At 45.2% G+C, this 17748-nt stretch carries 17 protein-coding genes; 14 read left to right on the forward strand and 3 right to left on the reverse strand.

All coding sequences use genetic code 11. The annotated features are described in order from the left end of the window. Positions 1–7: 7 nt before the first annotated feature. From ruvB to yajC, 5 genes are read left to right on the forward strand one after another with little or no spacing between them, the layout of a single operon-like run. Positions 8–1012, forward strand: coding sequence for a Holliday junction branch migration DNA helicase RuvB (ruvB, locus tag AC0DBE_RS01425; protein ID WP_061186679.1), 1005 nt, complete (start codon positions 8–10; stop codon positions 1010–1012). Then, positions 1005–1205 carry a DUF2905 domain-containing protein gene (locus tag AC0DBE_RS01430; RefSeq protein WP_003222669.1) on the forward strand — a complete coding sequence of 67 codons (201 nt, stop codon included), beginning with the start codon at positions 1005–1007 and terminating at the stop codon, positions 1203–1205. The genes ruvB and AC0DBE_RS01430 overlap by 8 nt, the downstream gene beginning before the upstream one ends. A 29-nt stretch (positions 1206–1234) precedes the next feature. Beyond that, positions 1235–2263, forward strand: coding sequence for a tRNA preQ1(34) S-adenosylmethionine ribosyltransferase-isomerase QueA (queA, locus tag AC0DBE_RS01435; protein ID WP_088679377.1), 1029 nt, complete (start codon positions 1235–1237; stop codon positions 2261–2263). Positions 2264–2289: 26 nt separating this feature from the next. Then, positions 2290–3435, forward strand: coding sequence for a tRNA guanosine(34) transglycosylase Tgt (tgt, locus tag AC0DBE_RS01440; RefSeq protein ID WP_472960808.1), 1146 nt, complete (start codon positions 2290–2292; stop codon positions 3433–3435). 40 nt (positions 3436–3475) lie between these two features. Continuing rightward, positions 3476–3742, forward strand: a complete 267-nt coding sequence (gene yajC / locus AC0DBE_RS01445) for a preprotein translocase subunit YajC (RefSeq protein WP_003222677.1) — start codon at positions 3476–3478, stop codon at positions 3740–3742. A gap of 56 nt (positions 3743–3798) precedes the next feature. Here yajC and AC0DBE_RS01450 read toward each other — a convergent pair whose 3' ends face one another. Then, complete coding sequence (locus tag AC0DBE_RS01450; protein WP_041521187.1) at positions 3799–4188, reverse strand: TIGR04086 family membrane protein; 390 nt, start codon at positions 4186–4188, stop codon at positions 3799–3801. A 198-nt stretch (positions 4189–4386) separates the two neighbouring features. Here AC0DBE_RS01450 and AC0DBE_RS01455 point away from each other — a divergent pair, with 198 nt between their 5' ends. Continuing rightward, positions 4387–5043 (forward strand): DUF421 domain-containing protein, encoded by a 657-nt coding sequence (locus AC0DBE_RS01455; protein WP_014114625.1) that lies wholly within the window; start codon positions 4387–4389, stop codon positions 5041–5043. Positions 5044–5046: 3 nt separating this feature from the next. Here AC0DBE_RS01455 and spoVB read toward each other — a convergent pair whose 3' ends face one another. Beyond that, a complete protein-coding gene (gene spoVB / locus AC0DBE_RS01460) occupies positions 5047–6603 on the reverse strand; it encodes a stage V sporulation protein B (protein ID WP_014114624.1) in 1557 nt (518 codons plus the stop codon). A 115-nt stretch (positions 6604–6718) separates the two neighbouring features. Here spoVB and comN point away from each other — a divergent pair, with 115 nt between their 5' ends. The 8 genes from comN (at position 6719) to dtd (ending at position 16092) form a co-directional block, all read left to right on the forward strand. Next, positions 6719–7015: a post-transcriptional regulator ComN gene (comN, locus tag AC0DBE_RS01465; RefSeq protein WP_003222684.1), complete on the forward strand. Its 297-nt coding sequence runs from the start codon at positions 6719–6721 to the stop codon at positions 7013–7015. 38 nt (positions 7016–7053) lie between these two features. After that, the gene (gene secDF / locus AC0DBE_RS01470; protein WP_268454866.1) at positions 7054–9267 is read left to right on the forward strand and encodes a protein translocase subunit SecDF; all 2214 of its coding nucleotides are present in this window, start codon (positions 7054–7056) and stop codon (positions 9265–9267) included. A gap of 146 nt (positions 9268–9413) precedes the next feature. Then, positions 9414–9911 (forward strand): cation:proton antiporter regulatory subunit, encoded by a 498-nt coding sequence (locus tag AC0DBE_RS01475; RefSeq protein ID WP_061186676.1) that lies wholly within the window; start codon positions 9414–9416, stop codon positions 9909–9911. Positions 9912–9988: 77 nt separating this feature from the next. After that, positions 9989–10321: a LapA family protein gene (locus tag AC0DBE_RS01480; RefSeq protein ID WP_079288037.1), complete on the forward strand. Its 333-nt coding sequence runs from the start codon at positions 9989–9991 to the stop codon at positions 10319–10321. Positions 10322–10387: 66 nt separating this feature from the next. Next, the gene (gene recJ / locus AC0DBE_RS01485; RefSeq protein WP_472960814.1) at positions 10388–12748 is read left to right on the forward strand and encodes a single-stranded-DNA-specific exonuclease RecJ; all 2361 of its coding nucleotides are present in this window, start codon (positions 10388–10390) and stop codon (positions 12746–12748) included. Between the two features lie 5 nt (positions 12749–12753). Further along, the gene (locus AC0DBE_RS01490) at positions 12754–13266 is read left to right on the forward strand and encodes an adenine phosphoribosyltransferase (RefSeq protein ID WP_014114618.1); all 513 of its coding nucleotides are present in this window, start codon (positions 12754–12756) and stop codon (positions 13264–13266) included. Positions 13267–13434: 168 nt separating this feature from the next. Next, on the forward strand, positions 13435–15639 hold the full coding sequence (relA, locus tag AC0DBE_RS01495) for a GTP diphosphokinase (RefSeq protein ID WP_014114617.1): 2205 nt from the start codon (positions 13435–13437) through the stop codon (positions 15637–15639). A 12-nt stretch (positions 15640–15651) separates the two neighbouring features. Further along, positions 15652–16092 carry a D-aminoacyl-tRNA deacylase gene (gene dtd, locus AC0DBE_RS01500; protein ID WP_472960817.1) on the forward strand — a complete coding sequence of 147 codons (441 nt, stop codon included), beginning with the start codon at positions 15652–15654 and terminating at the stop codon, positions 16090–16092. Positions 16093–16118: 26 nt separating this feature from the next. On the opposite strand, the gene AC0DBE_RS01505 is transcribed toward dtd, so the two are convergent. Next, positions 16119–17672, reverse strand: a complete 1554-nt coding sequence (locus AC0DBE_RS01505; protein ID WP_472960819.1) for an SH3 domain-containing protein — start codon at positions 17670–17672, stop codon at positions 16119–16121. Positions 17673–17748: the final 76 nt, after the last annotated feature.

Below are 17748 nucleotides of genomic sequence, written 5' to 3' on the forward strand. Positions count from 1 at the left end.
GATGTTCATGGATGAACGGCTCGTCTCAAGTGAAGCAGACAACCATGAATCAGTGATAGAGCAAAGCCTGAGGCCGCAAAATTTGGAACAGTATATCGGGCAGCATAAGGTGAAAGAAAATTTGCGCGTGTTTATAGATGCGGCAAAAATGAGACAGGAGACACTTGATCATGTTCTTCTGTACGGGCCGCCCGGACTCGGGAAAACAACGCTTGCTTCCATCGTTGCCAATGAAATGGGAGTGGAATTACGTACGACATCTGGGCCTGCGATTGAAAGACCTGGTGATTTGGCTGCCATATTAACGGCGCTAGAGCCGGGAGATGTATTATTTATCGATGAAATACATAGGCTTCATAGATCGATTGAAGAGGTGCTGTATCCTGCGATGGAAGACTTTTGTCTGGATATTGTGATCGGCAAAGGCCCTTCTGCCCGCTCGGTCCGGCTCGATCTTCCTCCTTTTACGCTGGTAGGCGCAACGACGAGGGTAGGGCTTTTGACGGCGCCGTTAAGAGATCGTTTCGGCGTAATGTCTCGCCTTGAGTACTATACGCAAGAAGAGCTGGCGGACATTGTCACAAGAACCGCTGATGTATTCGAGGTTGAAATTGATAACCCGTCTGCTCTCGAAATCGCGAGGCGATCGAGAGGGACGCCCCGCGTAGCGAACCGCCTGCTGAGAAGGGTCCGGGATTTCGCCCAGGTGCTGGGTGACAGCCGGATCACGGAAGAGATTTCGCAGGATGCGCTGGAGCGGCTGCAGGTTGACCGTCTCGGTTTGGATCATATTGATCACAAGCTGCTGATGGGCATGATCGAAAAATTTAACGGCGGTCCGGTGGGTCTTGATACCATTTCAGCCACGATCGGCGAAGAACCGCATACGATTGAAGACGTGTACGAACCGTACCTCCTGCAAATCGGATTTATCCAAAGAACGCCGCGGGGAAGGATCGTGACACCGGCCGTTTATCATCATTTCCAAATGGAGGCTCCCCGATATGACTGAATTTCCTAAGATCATTATGATTCTTGGTGCTGTTTTGCTTATCATCGGAGCAGTGTTGCATTTTGTCGGCAAGATGCCGGGAGATATTTTTGTGAAAAAAGGAAATGTCACGTTTTTCTTCCCGGTTGTCACTTGTATCATCATAAGTGTGGTATTATCAATTTTGCTTAATCTATTCGGCAGAATGAAATAACAAAAGACTAGAATAAAGGTGAAATCATCATGAAAGTCGATTTATTTGATTTTGAATTACCGGAACGTTTAATTGCACAAGTGCCGTTGGAGCAGCGTGATGCTTCAAGGCTGATGGTGCTTGATAAACATACAGGAGAGCTGACTGACAGCTCGTTTAAACACATTATCAGCTTCTTTAAAGAAGGAGATTGTCTTGTGCTGAACAATACCCGTGTGCTGCCTGCGCGGTTATTCGGCACAAAAGAGGATACTGGCGCGAAAGTGGAACTGCTTTTGCTGAAACAGGAAGCTGGTGACAGGTGGGAAACACTTGCCAAACCGGCGAAACGGGTAAAAAAAGGAACCATTGTGACATTTGGAGACGGAAGGTTGAAGGCTGTCTGCACGGAAGAGCTTGAGCATGGCGGCAGAAAAATGGAATTCCAGTATGACGGTATTTTCTACGAAGTGCTGGAATCCCTTGGAGAGATGCCGCTCCCGCCATATATTAAAGAACAGCTTGATGACAGAGAGCGCTACCAGACCGTGTATTCTAAAGAAATCGGCTCTGCCGCCGCGCCTACTGCAGGCCTTCACTTCACGGAAGAAATCTTACAGCAATTGAAAGACAAAGGTGTGCAAATTGAGTTCATCACTCTACACGTAGGCCTTGGAACGTTTCGCCCTGTGAGTGCCGATGACGTTGAAGAGCATAATATGCATGCGGAGTTTTATCAAATGTCAGAAGAAACGGCTGCAGCCTTAAACAAAGTGAGAGAAAAGGGCGGCCGGATCATTTCCGTCGGCACGACATCGACACGCACGCTTGAAACGATTGCCGGGGAACATGACGGACAATTTAAAGCATCAAGCGGCTGGACATCTATTTTTATTTATCCGGGCTATGAATTTAAAGCCATTGACGGAATGATTACAAACTTCCATTTGCCGAAATCGTCTTTGATTATGCTGGTGAGCGCACTTGCTGGAAGAGAAAACGTTCTGCGCGCTTATAATCATGCGGTGGAAGAGGAATACCGTTTCTTCAGCTTCGGAGACGCGATGCTGATTCTATAATTTAAGAACAGGAGGCCTCATCAAAAGTGGCTGAACTACCAATACGCTATGAATTTATAAAAGAATGCAAACAAACAGGAGCGCGGCTGGGCAAAGTGCATACCCCTCACGGCTCCTTTGAAACGCCAGTTTTTATGCCGGTCGGCACACTGGCGACAGTCAAAACGATGTCACCTGAAGAGCTGAAAGCAATGGATGCGGGCATCATTTTAAGCAACACTTATCACCTATGGCTCCGCCCGGGTCACGATATTGTCAAAGAAGCCGGCGGGCTCCATAAATTTATGAACTGGGACCGCGCGATTTTAACAGATTCAGGTGGTTTTCAGGTCTTTTCTTTAAGCAAGTTTCGTAATATAGAGGAAGAGGGCGTTCATTTCCGCAATCACCTAAATGGAGACAAGCTGTTTTTATCTCCGGAAAAAGCGATGGAGATCCAAAACGCACTCGGCTCTGATATTATGATGGCGTTTGACGAATGCCCGCCATATCCGGCAGAGTACGATTATATGAAGCGGTCAGTAGAACGGACAAGCCGCTGGGCAGAACGGTGCCTGAATGCCCACAACCGTCAGGATGAACAAGGGCTGTTTGGCATTGTACAAGGAGGAGAATATGAAGATCTGCGCACGCAAAGCGCGAAGGACTTGATTTCTCTTGATTTTCCGGGATATGCTATAGGCGGATTATCTGTCGGTGAACCGAAGGATGTCATGAACCGTGTGCTCGAGTTTACAACACCGCTTTTGCCGAAGGATAAACCGAGATATCTGATGGGAGTTGGTTCTCCGGACGCGCTGATCGACGGAGCGATCCGCGGGGTCGACATGTTTGACTGTGTGCTGCCTACCCGGATTGCAAGAAACGGCACTGTGTTTACAGCTGAAGGCCGTCTCAATATGAAAAATGCGAAATTTGAAAGAGACTTCCGTCCGATTGATGAAGAGTGTGATTGCTATACATGTAAAAACTACACTCGCGCGTATATCAGACACTTGATCCGCTGCAATGAAACATTCGGCCTTCGATTAACAACTTACCATAACCTTCATTTTCTGTTACACTTAATGGAGCAGGTAAGACAGGCTATTCGCGAGGATCGTCTGGGTGATTTCCGAGAAGAGTTCTTTGAGCGTTACGGCTACAACAAGCCAAATGCGAAAAGCTTCTAAATAAAAATGAAAACCAGGCTTACAGAAAGGGGTGAAAATCATGACAGGCACTTTAGGTACATTGGTTCCTATTATTTTAATGTTTGCGGTCCTTTACTTCTTGCTGATTCGTCCTCAGCAAAAACAGCAAAAGGCAGTACGCCGAATGCAGGAGGAACTGAAAAAAGGCGATTCAGTAGTGACAATCGGGGGATTGCACGGTACTGTTGACTCTATCGACGAAAGCAAAGTCGTCATTAAGACTGGTGAAAACACACGTCTTACGTTCGACCGCCGCGCGATCAGAGAAGTTTCTGCTGCTGAATAACAGCAGGAGCTATACATAGCAAACAAAAAAGAGCGGGTGAGTGAGCCCGCTCTTTTTTATGTGGAAGACCTGTTTCCCCTCATGTTCACGCCGAAAACCCCGCCCAGCATGCACACCCCTAAAAATCCAAGATGGAAGAGCAGTTGTTCCGCTGTAAATGTCTTTCCGAATCCTAAATACTGAAACAATAAAATAATCAGAGAAAAGCTCAAGGCAGTCAATGCCCCGATCATCCAGCCTCTTTCCTTTCCTTTACCGCCAGAAATGAACCCGCCGATGAACAAAGAAAGAAATGAGATGGCGGTGATCAGCCAGTTGAATGATGACTCTTCCAGTGAGGTTGCCGTCAGTAAAAGTGAAACGGCTAAACTTGTCAGGAGCATGGCTGAGAAAATGGCGATTAAGCCGTAAAGAATGCCTTTTCCAACTTGTTTCGTTTCCTCCATAAATGTCTCCTCTCTGCCTGTATTAAAAGGCTTCTGTTCTTTTTCAACAAAGCCGCCAGACATGCTGATGGCTCGTCTTTGTAAAAATGTATTCCCCTATCGCATGAATTAGACGTAAAAGCTTTATGAAATACGATCGCTTTTTCCTTACATAAATTGTTCGTTTTGTTGCATCCTATAATGAGTTGGAGGTGCAAGATGGAAGAGCTTCTCACTATTACGTTTCGCACAATCATATTGTATTTTGTAATATTGGTCATTTTTCGTTTTATGGGCAAACGGGAGATCGGGGAGCTTAGCATTTTAGATCTCGTTGTCTTTATCATGATGGCTGAAATTGCCGTTTTAGCCATAGAAAACGTAGAAGATCATCTATTTCACACTATTTTGCCAATGCTTGTATTAATGATCATCCAAGTGACTTTGGCATACTTTTCTTTAAAAAACCGAAAAGTCCGCCAGCTTCTTGACGGAAAGCCGACCATTATTATTAAATATGGGAAAATTGACGAAGACGCCATGAAATCACAGCGTTATAATTTCGATGATTTAATGGTTCAGCTCAGAGAAAATAACATCGACAGAGTGGCTGATGTATCATTTGCCATTTTAGAGCCGTCAGGCAAACTGACTGTTGTAAAGAAAGAAAACAGCGGAGAGCATCGGCAGCTCGAAATGCCGCTTATTATAGATGGCTCTATTCAAATGGAAAACCTGTCCAGGATTGAAAAAGATCAACAGTGGCTGCTTGAAAAACTAAGAAAACACGGATATGCAAACCCTTCAGATATTTCATTTTGCTCGTTTACTGACGGTGAGTTATTTATAGATAAAAAAGATGGGCACCGCACGTGACCTTTAGCGGACGATCAGACGTCCGATAATAGGAATGCGGCGAAGCTCATCTTTTTTAATTAAACGGAAAGCGAGTAAGAGGATGATATAGATGGCAGTACTTATTGCAATCCATCCGGCGACATTCACAGCCTCGGACGATCCAAAGCTTACATATTGTTTAATGCCGGAGCTGATGAATCCGCAAATTACAATAACAGCGAAGCTGAGCGCGTACTCCTTGATTTTAATACTGATCGGCAGCACCTTGCTTACGGTTGCCGCGTGTAAAAGCGTGACGAGCACCATACCTGTCACAATGGCTAATGCCGCGCCCATAATACCGAGAGACGGCCTGGTGGCGAGGACAAAAATAAGGCCGGTTTTGACAAGCGCTCCGATTAAACTGTTCATCATCGCAGCCCCTGCTAAATTAAGCGCCTGCAGCACAGCTTGAAGAGGGCCTTGGAAATAATAAAGTAGAAAAAACGGGGCCATCACTTTTATAAATACAGCTGCGCCTGAGGAACCGTACATCACCCTCATCAGCTCATCCGCAAATACAAATAAAATGACAACTGAAATGCCTCCGCTGAGCAGACACAGACGCATGGCCTGTTCCAAGCGGTATTCCACCACCTGCAATTTTTTCTGCTCCATTCCTTCACTGATCGCAGGAACAAGCGCGGTCGATAAAGAATATGTAATAAAGCTGGGCAGAGTCAGCAGGGTCATGGCAAAGCCGGTCAGCTCCCCGTATTGCTTTGTAGCGGCAACTGTCGCCACACCGGCGATGGCAAGGCTTTGAGCGACGACAATCGGCTCGAAAAACCAAGAGAGGTTGCCGATAAAGCGGCTCCCGGTCGTTGGAAGGGACACGCTCATTAATTGGGAAAATGTTTGTTTTCCGTTTTTAATCGACTGGAAAAAGTGCTTTCTGATTTTAATTGTCTTTTTATATTTAAAACAAACAAATAAATACAGAAGTGACGCCAGCTCCCCTGCAACTGAGGATAGCATTGCCCCCGCAGCGGCGTATTCAATTCCGTAAGGGAGAAAAATCGTCGTACAGACAGCGACGAGTGAAATGCGGACGACCTGTTCAAGGACTTGGGACACAGCAAGCGGGTTCATATTCTGTTTTCCTTGAAAGTATCCCCTCAGCACACTTGATATGGCGATAATCGGCACAACCGGCGTAATGGCCAGGAGCGGATACAGTGTTCTTTTATCTGTCAGCATCGTTTCAGCCATAACCGGGGCGAAAAACAGAAATAGCGGTGTAAAAATCAGGCTGAGCACTCCTGTGATGGTCAGAGACATGACTAAAATATTTTTTGTTTTTTGATGGTCTCCGCGCGCGCTGGCTTCAGCGACAAGCTTGCTGATCGCTACCGGCAGACCGAATTGAGTTAGTGTAGTGGCCAAGAAGAAGGTAGGCGCCGCCATCATGTAAAGCCCGACTCCTTCTTCACCGATAAAACGGGCGATAACCACCCGGTTGACAAACCCGAGCATTCTTGTAACCATTCCTGCTGCGATAAGAATAAGAGTGCCCCTTAAAAACGTCTGTTTCGCCATTTTTACCCCCTGCCTTCTCAAACTACCTGTAATCATATACAATAAAGATATGCGTATATATCGTCCAAGCATGACAAGTCTTCTTGAAAAACAATAAAAAAGGAGCGTGGAATTCATGGAGAAGCATCCTGCTGATCTATATAAAGACCACGTCAGGCCGTTTCTTTACAGCAAACTGGAAGAGTTTAAGATTCTCGGGTATGATGATGTTGAACTCGAAAGTTTGTGGTCATACTTAACAGGTAAGAAGTGGAAAAAGAAAACGGAACTGCACATTTATGAAATGACGAGCGATATTTTATCAGTAAAAATTGGCGAATTTATGAACTATGCAACTGTTGAGTCATTTAAAACGTCTAATTGGCTGGGCAGTGAAGAAGGCCAGGAAGCATTGGAAGAACTGCTGAGATAGCAGGTTGATTCGCACAGGTTTAAGGGAGGATATACATAATGAAAAAAGGACGCTTGATTGCGTTTTTCCTTTTCGTTTTATTGATCGGCACAGGCTTGGGCTACTTTACGAAGCCTGCCGCGAACAATATTACGTTAGGATTGGATTTGCAAGGCGGATTTGAGGTGCTGTATGATGTACAGCCCGTAAAAAAAGGTGACACAATCACAAAAGACGTTCTGGTCAGCACAGTAGAGGCGTTGAACCGCAGGGCCAATGTCCTCGGTGTCAGCGAACCGAACATCCAAATTGAAGGAAATAACCGAATTCGCGTTCAGCTCGCTGGGGTGACAAACCAAAACAGAGCGCGTGAAATTCTTGCGACTGAAGCGCAGCTTTCCTTCAGAGATGCAAATGATAAGGAACTGCTGAACGGTGCTGATCTCGTCGAAAATGGGGCTAAACAAACCTATGACAGCACAACAAATGAGCCGATTGTCACTATCAAACTGAAAGACGCTGATAAATTCGGCGAAGTGACCAAAAAGGTCATGAATATGGCGCCCAATAACCAGCTTGTCATTTGGCTGGATTACGAAAAAGGCGATTCCTTTAAGAAAGAAGTTCAAAAAGAGCATCCTAAATATGTATCCGCTCCAAATGTAAGTCAGGAGCTAAATACAACTGATGTAAAAATTGAAGGGCATTTCACAGCTCAAGAAGCGAAAGATTTAGCCAGTATTTTAAACGCCGGCGCGCTTCCTGTGAAACTGACTGAAAAATATTCAACATCAGTAGGTGCACAATTCGGGCAGCAGGCGCTCCATGAGACGGTGTTTGCCGGTATTGTCGGTATCGCAATTATTTTCTTATTTATGCTTTTCTATTACCGCCTGCCGGGATTTATTGCGGTGATTACGCTATCGGTTTATATCTACATTACACTCCAGGTCTTTGACTGGATGAATGCTGTGCTCACGCTTCCGGGAATTGCCGCGCTCATTTTAGGTGTCGGGATGGCTGTCGACGCCAACATCATCACCTATGAGCGGATTAAAGAAGAGCTCAAGCTAGGAAAGTCAGTCCGCTCTGCCTTCCGTTCAGGAAACAGACGGTCATTCGCGACGATTCTTGATGCGAATGTTACAACGATTATTGCGGCCGTTGTGCTCTTCATCTTTGGGACAAGCTCTGTAAAAGGGTTTGCGACGATGCTGATTCTGTCGATTTTGACAAGCTTTATCACTGCCGTTTTCTTATCAAGATTTCTCCTTGCTCTCCTTGTGGAAAGCAGATGGCTTGATCGGAAAAAAGGCTGGTTCGGCGTCAACAAGAAGCACATTATGAATATTCAGGATACAGATGAAAATACAGAGCCGCATACGCCGTTCCAAAAATGGGATTTCACGAGCAAACGCAAATATTTCTTTATCATCTCAAGTGCAATCACAATTGCCGGGATTATTATCCTGCTTGTGTTTAAGTTGAATCTAGGCATTGACTTTGCGAGCGGTGCACGGATTGAAGTCCAAAGTGACCATAAGCTGACAACAGAGCAGGTGGAGAAAGATTTTGAATCACTTGGCATGGACCCTGACACCATTGTTCTGTCAGGCGAAAAGAAAAATATCGGTGTTGCCCGTTTTGTTGGAGTGCCAGATAAAGAGACGATCGCCAAAGTAAAAACGCACTTTAAAGACAAATACGGGACAGAGCCAAATGTCAGCACAGTTTCACCGACAGTCGGTAAAGAGCTTGCGAGAAATGCTCTGTACGCACTTGCTATAGCTTCTATTGGAATCATTATTTACGTTTCGATCCGATTCGAATATAGAATGGCGATCGCCGCGATAGCTTCACTGCTATATGACGCATTCTTTATCGTCACGGTTTTCAGTATTACAAGGCTGGAGGTAGATGTTACGTTCATCGCCGCTATACTGACGATTATCGGGTATTCGATTAACGATACAATCGTTACATTTGACAGGATTCGCGAGCATATGAAGAAGCGCAAGCCGAAAACATTTGCCGACCTCAACCATATTGTAAACCTGAGCCTGCAGCAAACCTTTACACGTTCAATTAACACTGTATTAACTGTCGTAATTGTTGTAGTGACACTGCTCATCTTTGGAGCATCTTCGATTACAAACTTCTCAGTCGCTTTATTGGTCGGGCTGTTAACAGGCGTTTACTCCTCTCTCTACATTGCCGCACAAATTTGGCTTGTATGGAAAGGAAAAGAACTGAAAAAAGATTCGGTGCAATAAAAAATTCAGGCTGTCCTTTGCAGGGCAGCCTGTTTTTGAAGTTTCGTTGAACTTAAAATAGACATTTGCTATAATGACATACGCTTACATTTACACATATAAATGGTGTTAAGAGTGGGTTTTCAGATATGTAGGAGGGTTTATATATGAGGGTTCGCGAAGCGCAGCTGCCGGGCATAGGGCATAAAGTTGAAATCATTACTAGAAACTGCGATAAAATTTCAATTATCATTCATCATGACGGCCGGAGAGAGCTGTACTATTTTGACGAAAATGATCATGAAGAATGTATTGCCTCCGTGCAGTTTGATGACGCTGAAGCGAGGCAGATTTCTGCAATTCTCGGCGGAATGGCATATAAACCGAAAGAATTAGAAAGGGTCGAGGCAGCCCTTGATGATTTAATCATAGAGTGGTGTAAAGCAGAGACGGGCGCGCCTGCTATTCATCATACAATTGGTGATTTGGATGCGAGGCAGGAATATCATGTGACGGTCATCGCGATTATTAAGAAGAATCAGGATAAACAACTAAATCCGGGATCTGAAACAGTCATTGATGAAGGTGATACACTTGTGATGTCAGGTGATGGAAACGGACTGAAGAGACTGATCCGGGAAAAATTAACCGCAATTGAGGCTTGACCGAGCGTCAAGTCATGTTTAAAACCAGTCTTGACAGGGAAAGTTACCTCAGGTAAATAAACTTTGGGGGAAAGAGAATGAATAAACAATGGACAATAATTTTCGCACTTATTTTTACCTTAATTGTCGCTATTTTTGCAGTCATTAATGTAAGATCCGTAGAAGTTGATTACCTGTTTGGCAGATCGGAGTGGCCGCTCATTCTTGTCATTTTAGGCTCAGTTTTAATGGGCGCGCTGATCGTATTTTCTGCCGGCATTTTTCAGGTGATGAAATTAAAGCGGGAAATAAAAGCGTTGCGGAAAGAAAACAAAACAACACAAGAGACGATACATAAACAAGAAGATACACTGTATGCTGAACAGAACGACATACAGGATACATCAACCGGACTTGAGAAAAAAGACTAGTTTTCGAATAATATTTGAAACCCCTCAGCCTGCTCTAGTATAATAGGGTGGTTGAGGGGTGAATTTATGTTAGCGTCAAAAATGCGATGGGAAATCCAGCGACCAGATCAGGATAAGGTCAAATCACTCACAGAACAATTGCATATAACACCTCTTGTTGCGTCCCTGCTTGTAAAAAGAGGCTTTGATACGGCAGAAAGCGCAAGGCTGTTTTTACATACAAAGGATGCCGAGTTTTATGACCCTTTCGAAATGAAGGGCATGAAAGAAGCGGCAGATCGAATAAAACAGGCGATTTCACAACAAGAACAGATTATGATATATGGCGATTATGACGCCGATGGAGTTACCAGTACGTCAGTGATGCTTCACACGCTGCAAAAGCTGTCGGCTCAAGTTGATTTTTATATACCTGACCGCTTTAAAGAAGGATATGGCCCTAATGAACAGGCGTTTCGTTCGATTAAAGAACGGGGCTTCTCTCTGATTATTACGGTTGATACAGGAATTGCCGCTGTGCATGAAGCGAAGGTGGCAAAGGAACTCGGGCTGGATGTCATTATTACCGATCACCATGAGCCGGGACCGGAGCTTCCGGATGTCCATGCGATCGTCCACCCGAAGCAGCCTGGCTGCACCTACCCGTTTAAAGAACTTGCCGGGGTCGGAGTTGCGTTTAAGCTTGCCCACGCTTTATTGGGCGAACTCCCGGATGAACTGCTTGACTTGGCGGCAATCGGCACCATTGCCGATCTTGTCCCGTTGCATGACGAAAACAGATTAATTGCAACACTAGGACTTGAAAGGCTTCGTCGGACGAATCGGCTGGGCTTAAAAGAGCTGGTCAAGCTGTCAGGCGGAGACATCGGAGAAGCGACCGAAGAAACAGTCGGGTTCCAGATAGCACCAAGGCTGAATGCCGTCGGACGAATCGAACAGGCGGATCCTGCTGTTCATTTGCTCATGTCAGAGGATTCGTTTGAAGCGGAAGGGCTTGCCGCTGAAATTGACCAGCTGAACAAAGAGCGCCAAAAAATGGTCAGCAAAATGACGGATGAAGCGATTGAAATGGTTGAACAGCAAGGTCTCGATCAAACTGCAATCGTCGTGGCCAAAGCCGGGTGGAATCCAGGAGTCGTCGGGATTGTGGCTTCAAAGCTTGTGGACCGTTTCTATCGTCCGGCCATTGTGCTTGGCATTGATGAAGAAAAAGGGATCGCTAAAGGTTCGGCCCGAAGCATCAGAGGCTTTAATTTATTCGAGAGTCTTTCTGAATGCAGAGATATTCTTCCTCATTTCGGCGGCCATCCAATGGCTGCGGGGATGACGTTGAATGCCGAAGATGTGCCGGATTTGCGAAACAGGCTGAATGAAATTGCAGACAATACGCTCACGGAAGAGGATTTTATTCCTGTACAGGAAGTCGATCTCGTCTGCGGTGTCGAGGACATTACGGTTGAAAGCATCACAGAAATGAACCTGCTGTCCCCATTTGGCATGCTGAACCCGAAACCGCACGTTCTCGTAGAAAACGCTGTGCTGGAAGATGTCCGCAAGATCGGCGCTAATAAAAATCATGTGAAAATGACGGTCAGAAACGAGTCGTCTCAGCTTGATTGCGTCGGTTTTAATAAAGGTGAGCTCGAAGAAGGCATCGTCCCGGGTTCAAGAATTTCAATTGTCGGTGAGATGTCTATCAACGAATGGAACAATAGAAAAAAACCGCAGTTAATGATTAAGGATGCCGCTGTTTCTGAATGGCAGCTGTTTGATTTAAGGGGAAAACGGATGTGGGAAGACACAGTTTCCGTCCTTCCATCTGCTAAACGGGCCATTGTCTCTTTCAAAGAAGACTCAACAACACTTCTTCAGACTGAAGATCTTCGCCGTGAAGTGCACGTCATCAGCTCTGAAGATCAAGCGAAGGCGTTTGACCTTGATGGTGCATATATTGTATTGCTGGATCCGCCGCCTTCGTTGGACATGCTCGCACGTTTGCTGGAAGGCAAGACGCCTGAGCGGATATATTTCATTTTTCTCAATCAAGAGGACCACTTTTTATCAACATTTCCCGCAAGAGACCATTTTAAATGGTATTATGCGTTCTTGCTGAAAAGAGGCGCTTTTGACGTAAAAAAACACGGATCAGAGCTTGCAAGACATAAAGGCTGGTCTGTTGAAACAATCAATTTCATGACAAAGGTGTTTTTTGATCTAGGTTTTGTTAAAATAGAGAATGGTGTGCTGTCTGTGGTTAGCGGAGTAAAGAAACGCGACCTAACAGACTCACAAACATATCAGGCGAAACAGCAGCTGATGGAACTGGATCAAAAGCTGAATTATTCTTCTGCTGAAGAGCTGAAGGAATGGCTGAATAAGCTGATGAAACAAGATTCAGAGGCTTATGAAAGTACGAGGAGGACATAAAACAGATGGATTTAAAACAATACGTAACAATTGTACCGGATTACCCGAAAGAGGGCGTGCAATTTAAAGATATTACGACACTGATGGATAAAGGCGACGTATACCGCTATGCTACAGACCAAATTGTTGAATATGCGAAAGAAAAGCAAATTGATTTGGTCGTCGGCCCTGAAGCGCGCGGCTTTATTATCGGCTGTCCCGTTGCTTACGCGCTTGGCGTAGGTTTTGCGCCGGTCCGCAAAGAAGGCAAATTGCCTCGTGAAGTGATCAAAGTGGACTACGGCTTGGAATACGGGAAAGACGTATTAACGATCCACAAAGATGCGATTAAACCGGGTCAGCGTGTGCTTATTACAGATGACCTGCTTGCGACAGGCGGCACAATTGAAGCAACAATCCAACTTGTTGAAGAGCTTGGCGGCGTTGTTGCTGGTATCGCTTTCTTAATCGAGCTTTCTTACCTTGACGGCAGAAAGAAGCTTGAAGATTATGACATATTAACATTGATGAAATACTAAAGATAATCGCATAACGAAAAAAGCACTCCATGTCAGGGTGCTTTTTTCCTATTGTTTTGCATTTATTTTATATAATATTTGGCTATTTGAACTTCTGCTCTTTACATCTTTCGTTTTTTTCTTGATAATAAACTACAATACAGTTTACATTCTAAAAAAGGTGATTCCATGGCGAACGAACAAGTATTGACTGCCGAGCAAGTTATAGATAAAGCGCGCAGCTATCTATCTGATGAGCATATCGCATTTGTCGAAAAAGCATATCTGTACGCTGAAGATGCTCATCGCGAGCAATACCGCAAATCGGGCGAGCCATATATTATTCATCCGATTCAGGTTGCGGGGATTCTCGTTGATCTTGAAATGGACCCTTCCACAATTGCGGGCGGATTTCTGCACGATGTCGTGGAAGATACAGATGTGACGCTCGATGACCTGAAAGAAGCATTTTCCGAAGAAGTGGCAATGCTTGTGGACGGCGTAACGAAGCTCGGTAAAATTAAATATAAATCTCAAGAGGAACAGCAGGCGGAAAATCATCGCAAAATGTTTGTCGCTATGGCTCAAGATATCCGGGTCATACTGATCAAGCTGGCGGATCGTCTCCACAATATGCGGACGCTGAAACATCTGCCTCAGGAAAAACAGCGGAGAATTTCCAATGAAACACTGGAGATTTTTGCTCCTTTGGCGCATCGTCTCGGGATTTCAAAAATCAAGTGGGAATTGGAAGATACGGCGCTCCGTTATTTGAATCCTCAGCAATATTACAGAATTGTCAACCTCATGAAGAAGAAACGCGCAGAACGTGAGCTTTATGTCGATGAGGTTGTCAATGAAGTGAAGAAACGTGTCGAAGAAGTGAACATCAAGGCTGACTTCTCGGGACGTCCGAAACATATTTACAGCATTTATCGCAAAATGGTGCTGCAAAATAAGCAATTCAACGAAATTTACGATTTGCTGGCTGTCCGCATTCTTGTGAATAGCATAAAGGACTGCTATGCGGTGCTCGGCATCATTCACACATGCTGGAAGCCGATGCCCGGCAGATTCAAAGATTATATCGCAATGCCGAAGCCGAATATGTATCAATCGCTTCATACAACGGTTATCGGGCCTAAAGGCGATCCGCTGGAAGTGCAGATTCGCACCTTTGAAATGCATGAAATTGCGGAATACGGGGTTGCGGCTCACTGGGCTTATAAAGAAGGGAAAGCGGCCAACGAAGGCGCAACCTTTGAGAAAAAGCTTTCTTGGTTCCGTGAAATTTTAGAATTTCAAAATGAATCAACAGATGCAGAAGAATTTATGGAATCGCTCAAAATCGATTTGTTTTCTGACATGGTGTATGTTTTTACGCCGAAAGGAGATGTAATCGAGCTTCCGTCCGGTTCTGTTCCGATTGATTTTTCTTACCGGATTCACTCGGAAATCGGCAATAAAACAATCGGTGCCAAAGTAAACGGAAAAATGGTAACGCTGGACCATAAGCTTCGGACAGGTGATATCGTTGAAATTCTCACCTCTAAGCATTCTTACGGTCCGAGCCAGGATTGGGTCAAGCTTGCGCAAACATCCCAGGCGAAGCATAAGATCCGTCAATTCTTTAAGAAACAGCGGCGCGAAGAAAATGTCGAAAAAGGCCGTGAGCTGGTCGAAAAAGAAATTAAAAATCTGGATTTCGAAGTGAAGGAAGTCTTAACGCCGGAAAATATCCAGAAGGTTGCTGACAAGTTTAATTTCTCAAATGAAGAGGATATGTACGCAGCGGTCGGCTACAACGGCATTACAGCCTTACAGGTGGCAAACCGCCTGACAGAAAAAGAGAGAAAGCAGCGCGATCAGGAAGAACAGGAAAAGATCGTTCAAGAAGTCAATGCGGAACCTAAACCATACCCGCAGGGCAGAAAACGGGAAGCGGGCGTTCGTGTCAAGGGCATCGACAATCTTCTTGTCCGTTTGTCAAAATGCTGCAATCCTGTACCGGGTGACGATATTGTCGGATTTATCACAAAAGGCAGAGGGGTTTCGGTCCATCGTGAAGACTGTCCGAATGTCAAAACGAATGAAGCCCAGGAGCGGCTGATCCCGGTAGAGTGGGAACATGAGTCACAGGTTCAAAAGCGCAAGGAATACAATGTTGAGATAGAGATTCTTGGTTATGACCGCCGCGGATTGCTGAACGAGGTGCTGCAGGCAGTAAATGAAACGAAAACAAATATTTCATCCGTCTCTGGCAAATCGGATCGCAATAAAGTGGCAACCATTCATATGGCGATTTTTATTCAGAACATTAATCACTTGCACAAAGTCGTCGAGCGTATTAAACAGATAAGAGATATCTATTCTGTGCGCCGCGTCATGAACTAAAGGGGTTAGAAAATGAGATTAGTTGTTCAGCGAGTAACAAAAGCAAGCGTTACAGTGGATGAAGAGGTCGTCGGCCAAATTGGACAAGGCATCATGGTGCTGGTCGGCATCACTCACGATGATACAGAAGAGGATGCAGCTTATTTAGCTGATAAAGTTGTTCATCTTCGTATTTTCGATGACAGTGAAGGAAAAATGAATCTGTCTCTTTTAGATATAGGAGGAGAGATTTTATCTGTCTCACAGTTTACGCTTTATGGAGATACGAGAAAAGGGCGCCGTCCGAACTACATGAACGCCGCCAAACCTGATAAAGCTTTAAGTCTTTATGAAAAATGGAACGACCTGCTTCGTGAAAAAGGAATCAAAGTGGAGACCGGATCGTTTGGAGCGATGATGGATGTTCAGCTTACAAACTCTGGACCGGTCACGCTCATTATGGATTCAAAATAAAAAAAGCTGCCAAAAGGCAGCTTTTTTTATTGGAAATATTTCTCTAATCCGTTTTCAATCCCGTCTGTAACTTTTTCTTGGTATGAATTGCTATGTACAATGGCTTCTTCCTGCGGATGGCTTACATATCCCAGCTCATACAGCATAGCGGGCTGTCTATTTTCCCGAAGCACATAATAATCTCCGAATAATACGCCGCGGTCAGGAATGGAAGAACGCTTCACCACTTCAGAGTGTACATCTGATGCCAGTTCCTCATCTTTAGCAGGACTGTAGTAGTAAGCAGTGCTGCCTCTCGTGGAAGTATCCGCATAGCTGTCATAGTGAATGCTGATAAATGCGTCAGCGTTGCGATAGTGAGACGTAGAAACACGTGACTGTAAGCTGACAAAGGTATCATCCTGGCGTGTCACATACACATCGGCTCCGGCTGATCTGAGTTTACTGGCAAGCAGTTTTGCCGTTTTGATCGTCAGGTTTTTCTCGAATTTACCCGAATAGCCGATCGTTCCGCTGTCTTTTCCTCCGTGTCCCGGGTCAACAATAATCGTTTTATTGTTCAGAGAACCGTTTCCGGACGGGGAATCAGAGACAGGGGGTTCACCTGCTTTTTCTGCGCTTTTAGACGTTGAGACCACCCAATTGGCTACATAACCAGTCTGCCCGTTATCAAGCTTAATCTCATACCAGCTGCCCTTTGAACCTGTAATGGTAAACGAATCGCCTTTGGCAGCACGTTCAACGATCGAAGCTGATGTAGATGCATCACTTCTTACATTCGTTCCTCCGTATACAATATAGGCTTTTTTAGCGGAGGATGAACTGCCGGCATTTGTCGAACTTTCAGCTGGATCAGAACTAGATAAAAGGTAATGGCTTGCAACCCAGCCTTTCAGCCCGTTCACCTCGATGTGGGCCCAGCCGTTTTTCTCGTTGAGAATCGTAAGCTTCGTTCCGCGATCAAGTTTCGTTAAAATCGCTGCGTCATGTGAGGCGGAGGCTCTTACATTTAGTGAAGATACACCGACCGTGCCCGTTGAAGCACCGGAAGATTCGGTTTGAGCACTCTCAGAAGACGCTGAACTGCTGCGGCCTGATGTAACATATTCAGATGACACCCACCCAGTGGCATTTTGATAGGATATCTTGATCCAGCCTGAATCTTTATCGATGACAGACGCTTGGCTGCCTTGCGGGAATTTGCCGATGACTTCGTATGAAGTACCTGGTCCGGTTCTCATCCGCAGATCGGGGTCTGTTGATGTCACAGTATCACTGCTTTCCGTAGAGCTTGTGCTGGCCTGGTCTTCCTTTGTAATAAGCCAGGAGACCACCCATCCTTTTTCTCCGGAACCAAGCTGTATCTGCACCCAGTCTCCATCTTCCTTTAAAATCGGGTAGCGCTCTCCTTTTTTCGCTTCCGCTGTAATCCCGTAGCTAAGCCCCGGACCGCTTCTGACGTTCATTTCATCTGTTGCGATGACCGCTTCTCCTTGAGCGGCTGTAACGGAGGAAAGTGGCGGGAAAAGCGCCCCGGCGAAAATAATAGATACAATAAGAACAAAGTATTTCTTGCTCATTGTGTCCTCCTTTCTGATGATCATTAAAAAAGCATTCTTGCTTATTATCGTAAAGTCCTTTCTGATTTTTAAATAA

Source organism: Bacillus sp. VA15, from assembly GCF_055721145.1.

Excerpts from the sequence above, each read along its gene's own strand:
- ruvB (WP_061186679.1), top strand. The coding sequence starts at position 8 with ATGGATGAACGGCTCGTCTCAAGTGAAGCAGACAACCATGAATCAGTG.
- AC0DBE_RS01430 (WP_003222669.1), top strand. The coding sequence starts at position 1,005 with ATGACTGAATTTCCTAAGATCATTATGATTCTTGGTGCTGTTTTGCTT.
- queA (WP_088679377.1), top strand. The coding sequence starts at position 1,235 with ATGAAAGTCGATTTATTTGATTTTGAATTACCGGAACGTTTAATTGCA.
- yajC (WP_003222677.1), top strand. The coding sequence starts at position 3,476 with ATGACAGGCACTTTAGGTACATTGGTTCCTATTATTTTAATGTTTGCG.
- AC0DBE_RS01450 (WP_041521187.1), bottom strand. The coding sequence starts at position 4,188 with ATGGAGGAAACGAAACAAGTTGGAAAAGGCATTCTTTACGGCTTAATC.
- AC0DBE_RS01455 (WP_014114625.1), top strand. The coding sequence starts at position 4,387 with ATGGAAGAGCTTCTCACTATTACGTTTCGCACAATCATATTGTATTTT.
- spoVB (WP_014114624.1), bottom strand. The coding sequence starts at position 6,603 with ATGGCGAAACAGACGTTTTTAAGGGGCACTCTTATTCTTATCGCAGCA.
- comN (WP_003222684.1), top strand. The coding sequence starts at position 6,719 with ATGGAGAAGCATCCTGCTGATCTATATAAAGACCACGTCAGGCCGTTT.
- secDF (WP_268454866.1), top strand. The coding sequence starts at position 7,054 with ATGAAAAAAGGACGCTTGATTGCGTTTTTCCTTTTCGTTTTATTGATC.
- AC0DBE_RS01475 (WP_061186676.1), top strand. The coding sequence starts at position 9,414 with ATGAGGGTTCGCGAAGCGCAGCTGCCGGGCATAGGGCATAAAGTTGAA.
- AC0DBE_RS01480 (WP_079288037.1), top strand. The coding sequence starts at position 9,989 with ATGAATAAACAATGGACAATAATTTTCGCACTTATTTTTACCTTAATT.
- recJ (WP_472960814.1), top strand. The coding sequence starts at position 10,388 with ATGTTAGCGTCAAAAATGCGATGGGAAATCCAGCGACCAGATCAGGAT.
- AC0DBE_RS01490 (WP_014114618.1), top strand. The coding sequence starts at position 12,754 with ATGGATTTAAAACAATACGTAACAATTGTACCGGATTACCCGAAAGAG.
- relA (WP_014114617.1), top strand. The coding sequence starts at position 13,435 with ATGGCGAACGAACAAGTATTGACTGCCGAGCAAGTTATAGATAAAGCG.
- dtd (WP_472960817.1), top strand. The coding sequence starts at position 15,652 with ATGAGATTAGTTGTTCAGCGAGTAACAAAAGCAAGCGTTACAGTGGAT.
- AC0DBE_RS01505 (WP_472960819.1), bottom strand. The coding sequence starts at position 17,672 with ATGAGCAAGAAATACTTTGTTCTTATTGTATCTATTATTTTCGCCGGG.